The 18,437-nt window shown below is 42.5% G+C and carries 12 protein-coding genes, 14 tRNA genes, 3 rRNA genes, 1 pseudogene and 1 other annotated feature; of the genes and pseudogenes, 29 read left to right on the top strand and 1 reads right to left on the bottom strand.

Annotation, left to right across the window (positions count from 1 at the left end; genetic code table 11):
- The first annotated feature begins 96 nt into the window (after positions 1 to 96).
- The 25 genes from A6J77_RS02210 (at position 97) to A6J77_RS02090 (ending at position 13,672) form a co-directional block, all read left to right on the top strand.
- Complete coding sequence (locus A6J77_RS02210) at positions 97 to 909, top strand: DUF1189 family protein (RefSeq protein WP_227645102.1); 813 nt, start codon at positions 97 to 99, stop codon at positions 907 to 909.
- A 117-nt stretch (positions 910 to 1,026) separates the two neighbouring features.
- On the top strand, positions 1,027 to 1,971 hold the full coding sequence (locus tag A6J77_RS02205) for an aldo/keto reductase (protein WP_083067886.1): 945 nt from the start codon (positions 1,027 to 1,029) through the stop codon (positions 1,969 to 1,971).
- Positions 1,972 to 2,541: 570 nt separating this feature from the next.
- Positions 2,542 to 4,091 (top strand): 16S ribosomal RNA (locus tag A6J77_RS02200).
- A 94-nt stretch (positions 4,092 to 4,185) separates the two neighbouring features.
- Positions 4,186 to 4,259: transfer RNA gene (locus A6J77_RS02195), tRNA-Ile, on the top strand.
- Positions 4,260 to 4,305: 46 nt separating this feature from the next.
- Positions 4,306 to 4,378, top strand: a tRNA-Ala gene (locus tag A6J77_RS02190).
- Positions 4,379 to 4,562: 184 nt separating this feature from the next.
- Positions 4,563 to 7,466, top strand: a 23S ribosomal RNA gene (locus A6J77_RS02185).
- 80 nt (positions 7,467 to 7,546) lie between these two features.
- Positions 7,547 to 7,662: ribosomal RNA gene (gene rrf / locus A6J77_RS02180) — 5S ribosomal RNA — on the top strand.
- The 16S, 23S and 5S rRNA genes sit together here with 14 tRNA genes alongside, the layout of an rRNA operon.
- Positions 7,663 to 7,673: 11 nt before the next feature.
- Positions 7,674 to 7,747: transfer RNA gene (locus tag A6J77_RS02175), tRNA-Asn, on the top strand.
- Positions 7,748 to 7,767: 20 nt separating this feature from the next.
- Positions 7,768 to 7,854: transfer RNA gene (locus tag A6J77_RS02170), tRNA-Ser, on the top strand.
- Between the two features lie 16 nt (positions 7,855 to 7,870).
- Positions 7,871 to 7,942 (top strand) — tRNA-Glu (locus A6J77_RS02165).
- A gap of 8 nt (positions 7,943 to 7,950) precedes the next feature.
- Positions 7,951 to 8,023 (top strand) — tRNA-Val (locus A6J77_RS02160).
- Positions 8,024 to 8,048: 25 nt separating this feature from the next.
- Positions 8,049 to 8,121, top strand: a tRNA-Asp gene (locus tag A6J77_RS02155).
- A gap of 23 nt (positions 8,122 to 8,144) precedes the next feature.
- Positions 8,145 to 8,217, top strand: a tRNA-Phe gene (locus A6J77_RS02150).
- A gap of 3 nt (positions 8,218 to 8,220) precedes the next feature.
- A tRNA-Tyr gene (locus tag A6J77_RS02145) sits at positions 8,221 to 8,301 on the top strand.
- A 34-nt stretch (positions 8,302 to 8,335) separates the two neighbouring features.
- Positions 8,336 to 8,406, top strand: a tRNA-Trp gene (locus A6J77_RS02140).
- 23 nt (positions 8,407 to 8,429) lie between these two features.
- A tRNA-His gene (locus tag A6J77_RS02135) sits at positions 8,430 to 8,502 on the top strand.
- 9 nt (positions 8,503 to 8,511) lie between these two features.
- Positions 8,512 to 8,583 (top strand) — tRNA-Gln (locus tag A6J77_RS02130).
- A 12-nt stretch (positions 8,584 to 8,595) separates the two neighbouring features.
- A tRNA-Cys gene (locus A6J77_RS02125) sits at positions 8,596 to 8,666 on the top strand.
- 40 nt (positions 8,667 to 8,706) lie between these two features.
- Positions 8,707 to 8,790 (top strand) — tRNA-Leu (locus A6J77_RS02120).
- Positions 8,791 to 8,941: 151 nt separating this feature from the next.
- A complete protein-coding gene (locus A6J77_RS02115; protein ID WP_083067879.1) occupies positions 8,942 to 9,379 on the top strand; it encodes a LytTR family DNA-binding domain-containing protein in 438 nt (145 codons plus the stop codon).
- Between the two features lie 13 nt (positions 9,380 to 9,392).
- Complete coding sequence (locus A6J77_RS02110) at positions 9,393 to 9,800, top strand: hypothetical protein (protein WP_083067878.1); 408 nt, start codon at positions 9,393 to 9,395, stop codon at positions 9,798 to 9,800.
- A 215-nt stretch (positions 9,801 to 10,015) separates the two neighbouring features.
- Entirely contained in the window at positions 10,016 to 10,603 is a 588-nt protein-coding gene (locus A6J77_RS02105; RefSeq protein ID WP_083067876.1) for a chromate transporter, read from the top strand.
- Entirely contained in the window at positions 10,600 to 11,169 is a 570-nt protein-coding gene (locus tag A6J77_RS02100; protein ID WP_083067875.1) for a chromate transporter, read from the top strand. Before A6J77_RS02105 ends, A6J77_RS02100 begins: the two co-directional genes overlap by 4 nt.
- A gap of 84 nt (positions 11,170 to 11,253) precedes the next feature.
- Positions 11,254 to 12,267, top strand: coding sequence for an LLM class flavin-dependent oxidoreductase (locus A6J77_RS02095; RefSeq protein ID WP_193756628.1), 1,014 nt, complete (start codon positions 11,254 to 11,256; stop codon positions 12,265 to 12,267).
- 240 nt (positions 12,268 to 12,507) lie between these two features.
- Positions 12,508 to 12,758 (top strand) — a binding site (T-box leader).
- A 77-nt stretch (positions 12,759 to 12,835) separates the two neighbouring features.
- On the top strand, positions 12,836 to 13,672 hold the full coding sequence (locus tag A6J77_RS02090; protein WP_083067872.1) for a MetQ/NlpA family ABC transporter substrate-binding protein: 837 nt from the start codon (positions 12,836 to 12,838) through the stop codon (positions 13,670 to 13,672).
- Between the two features lie 114 nt (positions 13,673 to 13,786).
- Here A6J77_RS02090 and A6J77_RS02085 read toward each other — a convergent pair whose 3' ends face one another.
- Entirely contained in the window at positions 13,787 to 14,815 is a 1,029-nt protein-coding gene (locus tag A6J77_RS02085) for a 3-deoxy-7-phosphoheptulonate synthase (protein ID WP_083067870.1), read from the bottom strand.
- A 179-nt stretch (positions 14,816 to 14,994) separates the two neighbouring features.
- Between A6J77_RS02085 and A6J77_RS02080 the strand changes: the two genes are divergently transcribed.
- From A6J77_RS02080 to A6J77_RS02065, 4 genes and pseudogenes are all read left to right on the top strand, one after another.
- The gene (locus A6J77_RS02080) at positions 14,995 to 15,588 is read left to right on the top strand and encodes a histidine phosphatase family protein (protein ID WP_083067869.1); all 594 of its coding nucleotides are present in this window, start codon (positions 14,995 to 14,997) and stop codon (positions 15,586 to 15,588) included.
- 4 nt (positions 15,589 to 15,592) lie between these two features.
- Positions 15,593 to 16,083 (top strand): annotated as a pseudogene (locus tag A6J77_RS02075) (family 1 glycosylhydrolase); the annotation flags it as partial.
- A 247-nt stretch (positions 16,084 to 16,330) separates the two neighbouring features.
- Positions 16,331 to 16,669 (top strand): hypothetical protein, encoded by a 339-nt coding sequence (locus tag A6J77_RS02070; protein WP_048728999.1) that lies wholly within the window; start codon positions 16,331 to 16,333, stop codon positions 16,667 to 16,669.
- Positions 16,670 to 16,856: 187 nt separating this feature from the next.
- Complete coding sequence (locus A6J77_RS02065; RefSeq protein ID WP_083067867.1) at positions 16,857 to 18,242, top strand: L,D-transpeptidase family protein; 1,386 nt, start codon at positions 16,857 to 16,859, stop codon at positions 18,240 to 18,242.
- Positions 18,243 to 18,437 lie beyond the last annotated feature (195 nt).

Here is an 18,437-nt window from a genome sequence, read left to right as displayed (position 1 = left end):
CAAAACCCGCCACTACACGACAAGGTAAAAGCTTGCCTGATTCAAGTCAAGTTCAGTTATAATAGAGTCACCACTAAAAAGGAGCGATTCGTTTAAATGTTTCCAATACACTATATGAAAGACATGTTCAGCCCAGCTAATATCTTCTACCACCGGCACCTAATGACCTGGTGGAAATCAATTCTTGTAATGGTTGGCTGGTCGATTATCATGACCTGGCCCTTTGCCAGCAGTTTCGAGCCCGTTGAAGATGGGACAGTTAATAATGCTTTTGAAGAATTACAGACCGTTATACCAGAAGAAACAGTCAGCGAATTATCGAATTTTAACTATGACAATGGCGCCTTTCAATCAGACCAGGCGGATATCATTATTGACGGTGACGAGTTACAAGTAGTCATTTTCCCCAGTGCTGATAATTTAGATGGCTACTTAAAGGGGTCTGACAAGTTACTCTTGATCCTGCCAGACCAATTTGTTTATCAAACAGACCAAAATACGCGTTATACAGCTAATCTACCATTAGACTTGAATGACCATATGGCTGATAATGCGACTTTTATCGAAAGTTTACGGGTCAGCTACCAAACGGAAGTGAATACCCAAAGTAAGCAAATCCTCGTCATGACCCGTCAGTTGACCATCTTTATTCTTGGTTTAGGGGGCTTAATGATTATTGTTTCGCGGCTGAACATTTTACAAAAACACAAATTCCATGACCTATTCTCCTTCCAATACTGTTTAGGCATGGTCGCAACCGCCATGGGATTACCTGCAATTATCGCCATTATTGTCGGCTTTTATACCACAAGTGTCAATGTGATGATCCCCATCTTATGGGGTGGAACGATTATCATGCTCTACATATCTTACCGACAAACAAAATTCATCCGAACAGACACCATTTAAGTATGTGACCAGATATTTCAATGGACCAGACGCTTTTATTTCCACTTGACCAAAAAACAAGTATAATTTCACCAGTGACAAGAAAACGTTTTCTTATATTGAAACGGAGGCATATACATGAAACATATCTCATTAGGGCAAAATGGTTTAACAGCACCCAATCTAGCAGTAGGTTGTATGCGGATTGAAGGTAAATCAGTAGAAGAAGTACAAGACCTAATCCAACAATCCTATGACGCAGGATTAACTTTCTTCGACCATGCAGATATTTACGCAAGAGAAAGAGGTGGGGCGGAAAAATTATTCGGCCAAGCCTTTGCCGGCTTAAACATCCCAAGAGAAAATATCATCCTGCAGTCTAAAGTAGGTATTTACCTACCAGGAACCTATAACAATAACGAACAAAACTTCTTCGACTTATCAAAAGAGCATATCTTACAATCGGTAGATGAATCTTTAGAAAGACTACAAACAGATTATCTAGACATTCTACTATTACATCGTAACGATGCCTTGTGGGAACCAGAAGAAATCGCAGAAGCCTTCGATATATTGGAAACGAGCGGTAAAGTTCGACATTTCGGTGTAAGTAACCATACGCCAATTCAAGTTGACCTATTGAAGAAGTATGTCAAACAAGATTTAGTCGCTAACCAGATTCAATTATCACCGGCGCATACTCTAGCATTAGATTATGGATTCAGCGTGAATACCAAAGCTGATGAAGGCGTAAATCGTGGCGGTGAATTAATCGATTATGCACGACTACATGATATGGCTATCCAAGCGTGGTCACCGATTCAAGGAGAAAACGGGGTACTATTCAGCGATCCTTCTTATGAAGACCTGAATGACAAGTTAAGCGAAATCGGAGGTCGTTATGGTCTAGATAATGAAGCTGCAGCTATCGCATGGTTGCTGCGCATTCCGGGAAACACCCAAGTTGTCTTAGGAACTACCAATATCGATCGGATTTTAAATTATGCCAAGGCGAGCGAGATTCAATTTACCCGTCAAGAATGGTATGAAATCTATCAGAGTGCAGGCAATAGACTGCCGTAAGTAGCATAGTGATGTTGAAAGAACGCAAATATATCAAGGGTTTGCGTTCTTTTAATATTTGAATAAACAATTTTTTGATTTTTTATTCAAATTACGCTTGTGTAGAAATGGAATACTTGCTATAATTCTTGTTACGGAAATAGTTCTAAGCGGAACATTTCAGTCAAATATTTTTGAAAAATACTTATTGACATTCTGATTTATATCATGGTATTGTTAAGTAGTTGTCGAGAGCGCTATTTTAGTTCTCAAAACAAGCAAAAATATTTCTTAAATTACTTGTTGACAAGAAGTTAGTTTGTAAGTTAAGATATTTAAGTCGCTTCATTGAAAAACAGCGGGCAGCAAATGTTAATGAAAACTTTTTAAAAGTTTTGCTTGACAGTCCTTGAATGAAGGTGATATGATATATGAGTTGCTGCAAGGCAACCAAATAGACCTTTGAAAACTGAACAAAGAAGACAAACCAAAAATTGTGTATGGAATCATTTGATTCCAACAATCAAAAGTAGTGAGAACTACTATAAATAAGTCAGCAAACTTTAATGAGCAATCAAGCTCATGAAAATCTTTCATGAGAGTTTGATCCTGGCTCAGGACGAACGCTGGCGGCATGCCTAATACATGCAAGTCGAGCGAACAGATGAAGTGCTTGCACTTCTGACGTTAGCGGCGAACGGGTGAGTAACACGTAAGGAATCTACCTATAAGCGGGGGATAACATTCGGAAACGGGTGCTAATACCGCATAATATCTTCTTCCGCATGGAAGAAGATTGAAAGACGGCTCTGCTGTCACTTATAGATGACCTTGCGGTGCATTAGTTAGTTGGTGGGGTAACGGCCTACCAAGACGATGATGCATAGCCGACCTGAGAGGGTGATCGGCCACATTGGGACTGAGACACGGCCCAAACTCCTACGGGAGGCAGCAGTAGGGAATCTTCCGCAATGGGCGAAAGCCTGACGGAGCAATGCCGCGTGAGTGAAGAAGGCCTTCGGGTCGTAAAACTCTGTTATAAGAGAAGAACAAATTGTAGAGTAACTGCTACAGTCTTGACGGTATCTTATCAGAAAGCCACGGCTAACTACGTGCCAGCAGCCGCGGTAATACGTAGGTGGCAAGCGTTGTCCGGATTTATTGGGCGTAAAGGGAGCGCAGGTGGTTTCTTAAGTCTGATGTGAAAGCCCACGGCTTAACCGTGGAGGGTCATTGGAAACTGGGAAACTTGAGTACAGAAGAGGAATGTGGAACTCCATGTGTAGCGGTGGAATGCGTAGATATATGGAAGAACACCAGTGGCGAAGGCGACATTCTGGTCTGTTACTGACACTGAGGCTCGAAAGCGTGGGGAGCAAACAGGATTAGATACCCTGGTAGTCCACGCCGTAAACGATGAGTGCTAGGTGTTGGAGGGTTTCCGCCCTTCAGTGCCGCAGTTAACGCATTAAGCACTCCGCCTGGGGAGTACGACCGCAAGGTTGAAACTCAAAGGAATTGACGGGGACCCGCACAAGCGGTGGAGCATGTGGTTTAATTCGAAGCAACGCGAAGAACCTTACCAAGTCTTGACATCCTTTGACCACCCTAGAGATAGGGCTTTCCCTTCGGGGACAAAGTGACAGGTGGTGCATGGTTGTCGTCAGCTCGTGTCGTGAGATGTTGGGTTAAGTCCCGCAACGAGCGCAACCCCTATTATTAGTTGCCAGCATTCAGTTGGGCACTCTAATGAGACTGCCGGTGACAAACCGGAGGAAGGTGGGGATGACGTCAAATCAGCATGCCCCTTATGACTTGGGCTACACACGTGCTACAATGGATGGTACAACGAGTCGCAAACCCGCGAGGGCAAGCAAATCTCTTAAAGCCATTCTCAGTTCGGATTGCAGGCTGCAACTCGCCTGCATGAAGCCGGAATCGCTAGTAATCGTGGATCAGCACGCCACGGTGAATACGTTCCCGGGTCTTGTACACACCGCCCGTCACACCACGAGAGTTTGTAACACCCGAAGTCGGTGAGGTAACCTTTATGGAGCCAGCCGCCGAAGGTGGGACAGATGATTGGGGTGAAGTCGTAACAAGGTAGCCGTATCGGAAGGTGCGGCTGGATCACCTCCTTTCTAAGGAATATAACGGAATACACAATAGGTGCAACTCTTCTTTGTTTAGTTTTGAGAGGTCTATACTATATTTTTATAGTGATGGAAGCCAATCGGGCCTGTAGCTCAGCTGGTTAGAGCGTCCGCCTGATAAGCGGGAGGTCGATGGTTCGAGTCCATTCAGGCCCATTCCAGAAATGGAATAAGTAATACATATATAAATATATCCAGCCATGGGGGATTAGCTCAGCTGGGAGAGCGCCTGCTTTGCACGCAGGAGGTCAGCGGTTCGATCCCGCTATTCTCCATAGCAACCATTAAAATGAGGTTGCCATTTTGTTCTTTGAAAACTGAATACTGTAAGTAATAAACCTCTTATTTAATTATTTTCTACCAGGAGATAATTAATATAAGAAATTCCAATTTTACCAAGAGTAAAAAACCAATAAAAGTAAGCAAATTACTTTTCGCGAATCATACAACTTAACCAATGGTTAAGTGAATAAGGGCGCACGGTGGATGCCTTGGCACTAGGAGCCGATGAAGGACGGGACTAACACCGATATGCTTCGGGGAGCTGTAAGTAAGCTTTGATCCGGAGATTTCCGAATGGGGAAACCCAATTGCTTTGATTGGCAATTACTCAACTACGAATACATAGTAGTTTGAGGGGAAGACGCAGGGAACTGAAACATCTCATTACCTGTAGGAAGAGAAAGAAAATTCGATTTCCTGAGTAGCGGCGAGCGAAACGGAAAGAGCCCAAACCAAAGAGCTTGCTCTTTGGGGTTGTAGGACAGACGATATGTAGTTAAAGATTTAGTCGAATGGCATGGGAAGGCCAATCACAGAGGGTGACAATCCCGTAGACGAAAGATCAATAACGCTAGTCTGTATCCTGAGTACGGCGGAACACGTGTAATTCCGTCGGAATCCGGGAGGACCATCTCCCAAGGCTAAATACTCCCTAGTGACCGATAGTGAACCAGTACCGTGAGGGAAAGGTGAAAAGCACCCCGAGAGGGGAGTGAAATAGTACCTGAAACCGTGCGCTTACAAGCAGTCAGAGCCCGTTAATGGGTGATGGCGTACTTTTTGTAGAACGGACCGGCGAGTTACGATTGCATGCAAGGTTAAGTTGAAGAAACGGAGCCATAGCGAAAGCGAGTCTGAATAGGGCGTCGAGTATGTAGTCGTATACCCGAAACCAAGTGACCTACCCATGTGCAGGGTGAAGGTGCGGTAAAACGCACTGGAGGCCCGAACCCACGTCTGTTGAAAAAGGCGGGGATGACGTGTGGGTAGCGGAGAAATTCCAATCGAACTTGGAGATAGCTGGTTCTCTCCGAAATAGCTTTAGGGCTAGCCTCGGATGATGAATATTGGAGGTAGAGCACTGTTTGATCTAGGGGTCCATCTAGGATTACCGAAATCTGATAAACTCCGAATGCCAAATATTTTAATCCGGGAGTCAAACTGCGAGTGATAAGATCCGTAGTTGAAAGGGAAACAGCCCAGACCACCAGCTAAGGTCCCAAAGTTTCAGTTAAGTGGAAAAGGATGTGGGGTTGCTTAGACAACTAGGATGTTGGCTTAGAAGCAGCCATCATTTAAAGAGTGCGTAATAGCTCACTAGTCGAGTGACCCTGCGCCGAAAATGTACCGGGGCTAAACTGAACACCGAAGCTGTGGATATCCGCATGGATATGGTAGGAGAGCGTTCTAAGGGCAGAGAAGCAAGATCGAGAGGACTTGTGGAGCGCTTAGAAGTGAGAATGCCGGTATGAGTAGCGAAAGACGGGTGAGAATCCCGTCCACCGTATGACTAAGGTTTCCTGGGGAAGGCTCGTCCTCCCAGGGTTAGTCGGGACCTAAGCCGAGACCGAAAGGTGTAGGCGATGGACAACAGGTTGAGATTCCTGTACTTGTTTGTATTGTTTGACCAAAGGAAGGACGCAGGAGGCTAAGCAGAGCACGTTATTGGATTCGTGTTCAAGCAGTGAGTCTGACACAGAGTGAAATGCTTCGTGTTAAAGACAAGCTGTGATGAGGAGGGAAATATAGTACCGAAGCTGCTGACGTCACACTGCCAAGAAAAGTTTCTAGTTAGATACAAACAACCCGTACCGCAAACCGACACAGGTAGTCGAGGAGAGCATCCTAAGGTGAGCGAGCGAACTCTCGTTAAGGAACTCGGCAAAATAACCCCGTAACTTCGGGAGAAGGGGTGCTGACCATTTGGTCAGCCGCAGTGAATAGGCCCAAGCGACTGTTTATCAAAAACACAGGTCTCTGCAAAATCGAAAGATGACGTATAGGGGCTGACGCCTGCCCGGTGCTGGAAGGTTAAGAGGAGTGCTTAGCATTAGCGAAGGTACGAATTGAAGCCCCAGTAAACGGCGGCCGTAACTATAACGGTCCTAAGGTAGCGAAATTCCTTGTCAGGTAAGTTCTGACCCGCACGAAAGGCGTAACGATTTGGGCACTGTCTCAACGAGAGACTCGGTGAAATTGTAGTACCAGTGAAGATGCTGGTTACCCGCGACAGGACGGAAAGACCCCATGGAGCTTTACTGCAGGTTGATATTGAGTGTCTGTGTGACATGTACAGGATAGGTAGGAGCCATTGAAGCCGGAACGCTAGTTTCGGTGGAGGCGCTGGTGGGATACTACCCTTGTGACATGGCCACTCTAACCCGCGACCGTAATCCGGTCGGGAGACAGTGTCAGTCGGGCAGTTTGACTGGGGCGGTCGCCTCCTAAAATGTAACGGAGGCGCCCAAAGGTTCCCTCAGAATGGTTGGAAATCATTCGTAGAGTGTAAAGGCAGAAGGGAGCTTGACTGCGAGACCTACAAGTCGAGCAGGGACGAAAGTCGGGCTTAGTGATCCGGTGGTTCCGCATGGAAGGGCCATCGCTCAACGGATAAAAGCTACCCTGGGGATAACAGGCTTATCTCCCCCAAGAGTTCACATCGACGGGGAGGTTTGGCACCTCGATGTCGGCTCATCGCATCCTGGGGCTGAAGTCGGTCCCAAGGGTTGGGCTGTTCGCCCATTAAAGCGGTACGCGAGCTGGGTTCAGAACGTCGTGAGACAGTTCGGTCCCTATCCGTCGCGGGCGTTGGAAATTTGAGAGGAGCTGTCCTTAGTACGAGAGGACCGGGATGGACACACCGCTGGTGTACCAGTTGTTCTGCCAAGAGCATCGCTGGGTAGCTATGTGTGGATGGGATAAACGCTGAAAGCATCTAAGCGTGAAGCCCTCCTCAAGATGAGATTTCCCATATCTTTAAGATAGTAAGACCCCTGAGAGACGATCAGGTAGATAGGCTAGAAGTGGAAGTGCAGCGATGTATGGAGCGGACTAGTACTAATCGGTCGAGGACTTATCCAATGGATAATAAGATTGTATGATGGAATGGTAGACGACTTACAGATTCAGTTTTGAGCGAACAAAAGCTCATATAAATATTGTGTGGTAATGATGGCAAGAAGGACACACCTGTTCCCATCTCGAACACAGAAGTTAAGCTTCTTAGCGCCGAATGTAGTTGGGGGTTGCCCCCTGTGAGACTAGGACGTTGCCATGCAGTATTATTATTCCGCAATAGCTCAGTTGGTAGTAGCGCTTGACTGTTAATCAAGATGTCGTAGGTTCGAGTCCTACTTGCGGAGTTGGTAGAGTTCCTTGCCTTGGAGAGTTGTCCGAGAGGCCGAAGGAGCACGATTGGAAATCGTGTAAACAGGAAACTGTTTCGAGGGTTCGAATCCCTTACTCTCCGTAAAAAAATATTTTATGGCCCGTTGGTCAAGCGGTTAAGACACCGCCCTTTCACGGCGGTAACACGGGTTCGAGTCCCGTACGGGTCATTATTCTAGGAGAATTAGCTCAGCTGGGAGAGCGTCTGCCTTACAAGCAGGATGTCGGGGGTTCGAGCCCCTCATTCTCCATTAGAATTTTGTTTTACAAATATTTGGTCCCGTAGTGTAGCGGTTATCACGCCTCCCTGTCACGGAGGAGATCGCGGGTTCGATTCCCGTCGGGACCGTTAGTTTAAAATATTATTAATATGGTCTGATAGCTCAGTTGGTAGAGCACTTGATTGAAGCTCAAGGTGTCGGCAGTTCAAATCTGTCTCGGACCATACGGAGGGATAGCGAAGTGGCCAAACGCAGCGGACTGTAAATCCGTTCCTTCGGGTTCGAAGGTTCAAATCCTTCTCCCTCCATTTATCTTTTTAAACTATGGGATATTACTTGGATAGGGACATAGTTAAACGGTATAACTACGGTCTCCAAAACCGTCATTGTGGGTTCGATTCCTACTGTCCCTGTTTTTACTAATATTATTATTTTGGCGGGTGTGGCGAAGTGGTTAACGCATCGGTTTGTGGCACCGACACTCGTGGGTTCGATTCCCATCACTCGCCCTTTTTTATTGGGATATAGCCAAGCGGTAAGGCAACAGACTTTGACTCTGTCATGCGTTGGTTCGAATCCAGCTATCCCAGTTTTTTATTTATGGCGGTATAGCCAAGTGGTAAGGCATGGCTCTGCAAAAGCTTGATCGCCGGTTCAAATCCGACTACCGCCTTTCACGCTTTTAGAAAGACATGCAAATATTATATTGATTTGCCGGTGTGGCGGAATTGGCAGACGCGCTGGACTCAAAATCCTGTGTCCTTACGGACGTGCCGGTTCGACCCCGGCCACCGGTATCAAATGAAGCATCAACGATTTATGCGTTGGTGTTTTTTTATACCTTTTTTTGCATTTGAGATTTGATTCAATGCACTTCGCTAGGATTGTGTTGATTTTAAGATTTAGCAAACATAAAATGGGTTATAACAAATTGAAAGAAGGGTATGAATGAAATTATTACTGAAAGAAGATGCCAATATTGAAGAAACGATGATAGAAGTGACTTATAAAACATATGATCGTAAACTTCAGCAATTGATTAATCTAGTAGAAGAGAAGAATATTGATTTACCGGGTAAGTATCATGGTGAGACGCATTTTATCAATATGAAAGATGTTTGCTATATAGAAAGTGTGGATAACCTCACATTCTTATACACAGACCAACTAGTATTTGAAAGTAAAGAGAAACTCTATTTTTTTGAACAACGGTTATTAAATACTAGTTTCTTGCGGATAAGTAAAAACACACTTTTAAATATGGATTATCTAAAAAGTGTTTCGGTACTGCCGAATTACAAATTGGAAGCTAAATTACTGAATTTAGAAAAATTAGTGATCAATCGTCATTATACAAAGAACATTAAAGCATATCTAAACATATAAAGGAGAGCATCAAATGAAAAACTTTTTGAATTATAATCTTGCTAATATGACTTATATTTACTCAGTACTAGTTTTACTAAGTGCTATTTCCTCAGCTATTGGAACCGAGAATAAAAATATTTCAAGTTTGGATTTGATTCTAATGGCGGTATTGGTTTTATTAATGACTATAATTGCCAATATAGTGGCTACTATCGATTTTAAAACAGCTATTCAGTATCACCTTGCTAACATTTCTGCTCAACTAGGGGGATTAATCCTCCTCCAAGTTATCTTCACACCCAAACCGATAAATGTTATACCATTACTTGGGAATATAATGGTTTTCTTATTGATATATCTTTCAGTTTATAAGATCCATAAAAATAGAATGGAATACTTGGCTACAGAAATAAATCGTAAACTTGGATACAAGCAATAACAAATGCATTTATCTATAATGAAGCATGAGTAAGGTGTTATTCATATCTAAATAAATGTTTTTAATAATTATCTATAACCTCTTTTCCTTATTTTGATTTCATTGTATTGGATGAAACGCATGCCACATCAAGGAGTTATTTTTCAAATTCTCAGGGCCAATTCTGTATAATGTAGGGTGAAGATAAGATACGGATTTTATTGGAAAGGAGTCTTATGGAGAATAAACAATCAGATAATAAGTTAGCGATTTTACGGCAATTATTTATATCGACCCTTATTTTGTCTGCTTTCACTTTTGGTGGGGGTTATGTGATTATCACCTTGATGCGAAAGACTTTTGTGGATGATTTGGGTTGGATTGATAAAGACGAGATGCTTGATTTGGTGGCGATTGCCCAGTCGGCACCGGGTGCCATTGCGGTTAATGGAGCGATTGTAATTGGTTATAAGTTGGCAGGGTTGGCGGGCGTTTTAACGGCTGTGGTTGCAACGATTATCCCGCCGTCCACCATTATCACCCTGATTTCTTTCTTCTATGACGTTTTTCGGTCTAATGTCTGGATTTCCTTGTTACTAGAAGGGATGCAGGCTGGTGTGGCTGCAGTCATTGTGGCAGTAATCCTTCAGATGGGGAAAGAGGTTACTGATACCAAGAATCCATGGTTGATTACGGCCATGTTCCTGGCTTTTGTGGCCAATTATATCTTTAACATCAATGTGGTTTTGATTATTTCAACGGCAACAGCTTTAGGCTTGGGTAAATTCTTGATTGACCATTTTAAAGGAGGGAAAAAGGCATGATCTATCTACAACTGTTTCTTTCTTTTTTAAAGGTGGGTGCTTTTAGCTTTGGGGGTGGGTATGCGGCCTTACCTTTAATCCAGGATGAAATTGTGACCAACCACCAATGGCTCACCCAGCAAGAGTTTACGGACTTGATTACCATTTCTCAAATGACGCCAGGTCCGATTGCTATAAATTCGGCGACTTTTGTGGGCAATCAGATTGCGGGTGTCCCAGGTGGGATTGTGGCGACGCTTGGATCGGTCTTTCCATCGATTATTTTGGTAACCATTTTGGCCTATGTTTACATGAAATACCGGAATTTGGATTCACTGCAGTATGTGCTAAAAGCCCTTCGTCCAGCGGTGGTAGCTATGATTGCGACGGCAGGGATGTCTATTCTAGTGACGAGCTTTTGGGGAGACCAAGTGGTGGGGATACAAACCATCAACATCGTTGCGATTGTCATTTTTGCTATATGTTTAACTTTATTATTTAAAACCAAGTGGGACCCGGTGGTGATCATGCTATTGGCTGGGGTCTTGAATGTAGTAGCTTATTTAGCACAAGGATTAGTTGTTTAATTAAAGTCAGGATTAGTCAAGTCGTATTTCTTTCTAGTTTAAGATGCACCGGCTATAATAGTAGGGAGCATAAAAATAGAGAGGATGTTTTTTGTGGAATTAGGCGTACACGATTTAGTGACGATAAATAAAGGAGAATCGGCTGAGGGTGCGGTTGAACGTACCATGCGGTTTGTCCAAGAGATTGAGAAAATGAATTATAACCGGTATTGGTTTGCGGAACATCATAATATGGCAAGTTTGGCGTCGGTGTCACCGGAGATGTTGGTCGCTTATGCGGCAGCTAAAACAGACCGCATTCATTTGGGTACGGGCGGTACTATGATTATGCATTATTCACCGTTGAAGATTGCAGAAAACTTCAAGTTGCTGACGGCTTTAGCACCAGGGCGGATTGATATTGGGCTAGGACGGGCACCGGGTTCAGGACCTGATGAGATTAAGGCACTAGCTGAAGGGCGGCCACAAACCTTTACAGACATGTATGATAAAATCCAAGTCATTCTAGATTATTTGGCGGATAAACAAGCACCAGATTTTTATGGTAAGGTCCGGGCTATGCCACAAAACTTGAAGCACCTGACTGAACCTTGGATGCTAGGGTCTTCAGGTCAGTCAGCCTTGGTGACGGCACAAATGGGCTTGGGTTATGCCTTTGCTAAATTCTTTGGGATTGAAACGGACCCGGATGTTTTTAAATTATATCGGGACCGGTTTGAGCCGAGTGCATTTTTCCAAAAACCGAAAGTCATGGTGTCTTATATGATCATTGTGGGCGAAACAGATGAGGAAGCAGATTATTTAGCTAAACCCATTGAATTGATGCAAATGGGGATTCGGACTGGACAACTCTTGCCGAATATGAGTCCTGAAGAGGCTAAAGACTACAGTTTAGGTGCTGGGGCCCAAGGCTTGTTAGAGGACTACTTAGCTAAACGATTTATTATCAAGGGGTCTAAAGAAACGGTGAAAGCCATTCTGGATGATGAAATTGAAACGCTTGGTATAGACGAAATTTTAGTTTATGCGCCGATTTTTGATGAAGAGAAACGGCTACAATCTTACCGTTATTTAGCGGAGATGTTTGATAAAATTTAATTTGGTTAAGCGATAACGATATATTATGGGGGAACCGTCTGCGGATGGTTCTCTTTTTTATGGATGAAAATATAAGCCGTTTGTTCAGAAAGATTACAATTGAGCTAAACTTTCTATTTACGTAGTGAGCCTATTCAGAAAATAAGATTATCGTGATAGTTTTCACCGATTATTATTGATAAAAAAACCAAATCTCTCTGCCGTTGACAGGTTATAGCAATTTAGCTATTATTTAGTTAGACATTACCGAAGACGGGATAAGTAAATAGGCATCAATTTTAGAGAGGTTTCGTTTGGTGAAAGAAACTATTGGTAAGTATTGAAAATGGTCCTTGAGGTTGAAGTGATTCGAGTGACCATTTTGGTCATAAGATGAGCTCGTGTGGCGCCGTTATCCGCTAATCCTACCCTGTATTTTGAATATGGCGTAGGAGTGAGGGAAAGAATATCTTTCTAAAGTAAGGTGGTACCACGTGAAATGCGTCCTTAGTCGAGATAGCTAGTTTAGCTGTTTGGACTAAGGGCTTTTTTATTGAAAAGACTGGGAAAATGAAAAGGGGAAATAAATATGAAAAAATTTGTTAAATTAGTTGGGTTTACTTTAGGATCGTCATTATTGTTGGCTGCATGTGGTAGTACAGAAGATAACACGGTACAAATCGGGGTTGTTGGAGATGACACAACCGTTTGGGATAACGTGGCTGAACGTGCGAAAGAAGAACATGACATCGATATTGAGTTGGTAAAATTTAATGATTACAACACACCAAATGATGCCTTAGCGGACGGGTCAGTTGACTTAAACTCTTTCCAAACAATCATCTTCATGAATAACTATGAGGAAGCGTCGGGTAATGATTTCACTCCAATCGGTAATACAATCATTACACCTCTAGGGATTTATTCTGAAAAACATGAATCAATTGAAGAAATTGGTGAAGGACAATCAGTGGCCATCCCAAATGATGTAACGAATGGTGGTCGTGCTTTAAACTTATTACAAGAGGCTGGCTTTATCACACTTGATGAAGAAGCGTCTGCATCATTTACACCAACTGTTGATGATATTACCGAAAATCCTTATAATTTGGATATTCAAGAAGTGGATGCAGCGCAAACTGCCCGTTCAATAAACGATGTCGACTTCTCAGTGATTAATGGTGGTTATGCAGTGGACGCAGGTTACTATCCTCAAGAGGATGCCTTATTCTTAGAGCCAAATTCTGAATCAGCTCAACAATATATTAATGTAATTGCAGCTAGAACAGATGAAGCTGATAATGAAACATTTAAACAAATTGTAGAAATATACCAAACAGAAGAAACGGCAACTTTAATTGACGAGGTATATCACGGTGGTCAAGTACCCGCTTGGGATGACTATGGTTTTGCACCAGTTGAATAATATCTGATCTTATCTCAGGTTAATAGAAGTATTCATCAGTTTACGAATTTAATAAAAAAACGAGCTACTTGAATTAAAAAATTCATGAGCTCGTTTTTTTGTTATTTTATGATTTTAAACATTTTCTGCAATGTAACGTACTAATTCTTCTGATTTTTCCCAGCCTAAGCATGGGTCAGTGATTGATTGACCAAATACGTCGCCACCTGGCTCTTGACGGCCATCTTGTAAGTATGATTCGATCATGAAACCGCGAACGTAAGCTTTGATGTCTTCGTTCCATTGACGGTTTTGTAAGACTTCTTGAACTATTCGGATTTGATCCAAGTAGTTTTTACCAGAGTTGTCATGGTTTGTGTCGATCACAACAAATGGGTTACGGTAGTCTTCTTTTTTGTAGTTATTGATGGTTTTTATTAGGTCTTCGTAGTGGTAGTTTGGCACTACTTCTTTATTTTCAAGGGTACCACCACGTAGGATAACGTGGGCATAAGGGTTACCACTTGTTAATACTTCTTGACCTGAATACATTAACTCTTGTGGTTTTTGCGCCGCATGTAGGGCGTTAAAGGTCACAGTTAGGTTACCTGATGTCGGGTTTTTTAAACCAACAGGGCAGTCTAAACCAGAAGCAACGAAACGGTGTTGTTGGTTTTCAACAGAACGAGCACCTACAGCGTGATAAGATACTAAGTCTTCTACAAATTGTAAGTTATCTGGGTATAACATTTCGTCTGCAGTTGTCATGCCTGTTTCAGTGATGACACGACGGTGCATGTTACGAACAGCTTTCATACCGCGGATTAAGCTTGTTTCACCAGTTGGATCTTGTTGGTGTAACATGCCTTTATAACCGTCACCATTTGTACGTGGTTTGTTGGTATAAACACGTTGTACAATAAAGACTTTATCTTTCACTTCTTCTTGTAATTTGGCTAAACGGTGTGCATATTCAACTACTGCTTCCTCGTTATCAGCGGAACATGGTCCGATAATTAATAAGAAACGGTCGTCCTCACCAGACATAATTGCACGTAATTCTTTATCGCGCGCTTCTTTAATTGCATTCTCTTCATCAGTTAGCTTTGCATGTGACTTGATCACATCAAAATCAACAGTTTCACTTATTGGTTCAAAGCTCATCATTTACCCTCCTGTAATCATAGCTCTAAGTATATTCTAACAAATTTGTAACCAAATAGCATTGTTTATCAACATTTCATGTGAATTCTGCAGTTATCCCTTTAGTAAAATAATTGAAAACGCATTCCTAATCTACTATTATCATGACATACGACATTTTGAACGGGGGACAAGAGACTATGACAACAAAAATATACTTAATGCGGCACGGTCAAACCCTATTTAATGAGTTACATAAGATCCAAGGGGCATCGGATTCACCACTAACTGCTAAAGGGATTCGCCAAGCTGAGATTGCTCGGGACCATTTTAAAAATGAAGGGATCACTTTCGATGTGGCTTATTCTTCGACATCAGAGCGTGCTAGTGATACATTAGAAATTGTTTACGGGCAAGATAAAGATTACCGCCGGCTGAAAGGATTGAAGGAAGGTGATTTTGGGTCCTTTGAAGCAGACTCTGAACACTTGAACCCACCTTTACCATATGGGGACTTTTTTGCCGGATATGGTGGTGAAAGGGAAGTGGACTTTAGAGTGCGGATTAGTCAAGCAGTCAAAGGGATTGCGGACAAGCATCCCGACCAAACGGTCTTAATTGTTAGTCACGGAGCTGCCATTGCGCAATTCTTTAGAGATGCTGCCAATTATGGAGGGTCAATTTCAAAGAATTTAGGCTTTACCAATTGTTCAGCTTTGATTTTTGATTACCAGGATGGCGCTTTTGAATACAAAGACGTTTTGAATCATGACTATAGTGGGTTGTCGGATTAAATAATCAGACTCTTACTACATGTCGATTGCTGAAGCGGCTGACCACAGCCAATATGAAGCTGGTGAAGGGAACATTATGGGTGGTATTCCAAACCCATACCTAGAGGCATCCGAATGGAGTTGGCAAGTAGACCCTGTTGGTTTGCTTTTAATCTTAAACCAATTCTATGACCGCTACCAATTACCATTATTCATTGTAGAAAATGGATTAGGCGCCAAAGATGTATTAGTTGATGCACCAAACGGTGAGAAAACAGTGGAAGATGACTACCGGATCAAATATATGAACGACCACTTAGCCCAAGTTGGTGAAGCCTTACTAGATGGGGTTGTATCGACTTAGTTTCAGTATCAACTGCCCAAATGTTTAAACGGTATGGTTTTATCTATGTTGACCGTAACGACGATGGTAGTGGTACGCTAGACCGGTACAAGAAGAAATCATTTAGCTGGTACAGAGATGTGATAGCGACAAACGGTGGCAACTTAAATTAATGACTCGATTAAGGCTGGGTAGTCGTGGAAAACGGCTATCCTTTTTTTATTTGGCCGTCCTTTTTCAGAAGAAGACTTGATCAAGTGACGGTAGTGAAAGAAATGCGGGTGTTTTCTAGGCAACCATTTAGAAGACAGGTTCGAAGTAAATTGGACTTTCTTTCTATTAAAGTTATATAATGCAGACAATCGCACAAGACCCAGTGTAAAAAGGCTGTAAAGTAGGGCAAGGTTAGGGAGGAAAACGATGAACAAACATGATGTAAACCGTAAAGGGACTAAGGACGACCATTCGTTTCGAAATGTCTATAAAATTGAAATCAGTGGCTTACAAGGGAACAACTACGATGAATTAGACGACAATAATTTAAAGGTCAGTGTCAAAAGTATCCTATTGAAGGTTGTGATATTCCTACTTGTGGGTGTCATTACTTTCTTTATTTTTAAAGAAGATATGTGGTCTACAGATACCAAGGCGGCTTCCTTGGCTAGTATCTACTTTATTGTGACAGCGCTGGTTGTGGGCTATTTGGGCACAGTCTTAGTAGACCTATTATTCGGTCGTAAAAAGAAAAGCAAGAAATAAGCTGACTGAGTGATTGACTAGTTTTTTTATAGTCAAAGGGGTGGCTATTTGACCAATGTGGGGCTTGTCAATCGGGGTTTATTTTTAAAAATACGATAAATTGAATAAATATTACAGAAATATTACAAGAAATAAGGTACAATAGGTTAAAGCTTTAATAGAGTCAATTGGGAAGGGAGATAATTGAATGAAGAAAGTTTCGATGTGGTTATTGGGGGCAGTCTTAGCATTATTAATAGTAGGCTACGGTGTAGGTGTGTATTATTATCAATCACATTTCTTACCGGCGACGACTGTTTCTAATGTAAATGTCAGTGGGATGACAAAGTCTGACGCGGAAGCTACAGTGGCCAAGGCCAACAATGAACGTACCATGAAAATTACTGACCAAGGTCAAGAAGTGGTTACCATGAATTTACAAGAAGCTGGCTTTCAACCAGCAGAAAATAAAGCTTTTGATGACATGCTAAATCAACAATCAACCTTCACATGGCCAGTTGAATTTGTCAGCAATGCTTTAAAATCTGTGGATGCCAACGAAAGTAATGAGTGGACGGTTGACCGTGAGGCATTCAAGTCTTACTTTGACCAGTTAGACATTGATCAAGAAGGCGCAACACCATCAACAAGTGCACAAGTAGTCATTAATGATGAAACAAAGACGGTAGAAGTGGTGCCTGAAACACAGGGTAACCAAGTTACGTCAGATTCATTGGCGGATGCCGTTCTGGCAGAGATGAAAGCAGGAACAAGTGAGCTAGATTTAGCGGATGCTTACGTGAAACCAGAAGTGACCAGCGATTCAGAGGCTATTCAAACGGCTAAATCTGAATTGGAGGGTATCTTATCAGCAAGTATCGGCCTACAAATTGAAGATGAAGTTGTGAATATTCCAAGCGAAACGCTAGCGGCATGGGTAAGTACGGATGATCAAGGAAAAGTCCAAGTGGATAAAGAGGCGATCGACCAATACTTATACGAGTGGAATGTGGAAAATGCTGGGTTGAATCAAGACCACCAATTCCAATCTACTGAATCAGGTGAAGTGACGATTACACCAGGTATTTACGGTTGGTACATCGAGCGCGAAATGACGACGCAATTGGTTGCGGAAGCAGTCCTTGCGGGTGAAGATACAGTGATTCAGCCAAATATTTGGGGTGGCGGTTATAACCAAGATGACTTCTTCGGTACCTCTTATATTGAAGTGGACTTAAGCAAGCAAAAGATGTTCGTTTATATTGATGGCGAACAAAAGATTGCCACTGATATCGTGAGCGGAAATACCGGTACTGACACAGTTCCAGGTGCCTATGAGATTTGGAATATGGAGAATCCATCAGTATTGAAGGGGTATAACCCAAGAACAGAAAAAGATTATGCGGTACCCGTAGACTACTGGATGGCCTTTGACTTTACGGGCCAAGGAATCCATGACGCCAACTGGCAATCAACCTTTGGTGGTAACGCCTACCAACAAAATGGGTCTTTAGGTTGTATTAATACACCACCACAAACCATGGCAAAAGTATATGAATTAGCTTATGTAGGATTACCAGTAATTGTGTTCTAAAACCTTTTTTGGAAAAAGGTAACCTTTCTTAGACTAGGATAAATGAATTGAAAATTAGCATATGCATTTTTAATGGTCGAGGACTTAGTTTCTCGGCCTTTTTTGCTGTCTATAGGAATAGTTATATAACAGAGCGTTCGTTAAATTGTAACAGTTAAATGTGCCAGACACCAATATAAAATGTTATTAATATAG

This window comes from Aerococcus viridans (assembly GCF_002083135.2).
Classification (GTDB): domain Bacteria; phylum Bacillota; class Bacilli; order Lactobacillales; family Aerococcaceae; genus Aerococcus; species Aerococcus viridans_C.
The sequence above is the reverse complement of the archived record's forward strand: the minus strand, read 5'-3'. Positions and strand labels throughout refer to the sequence as shown.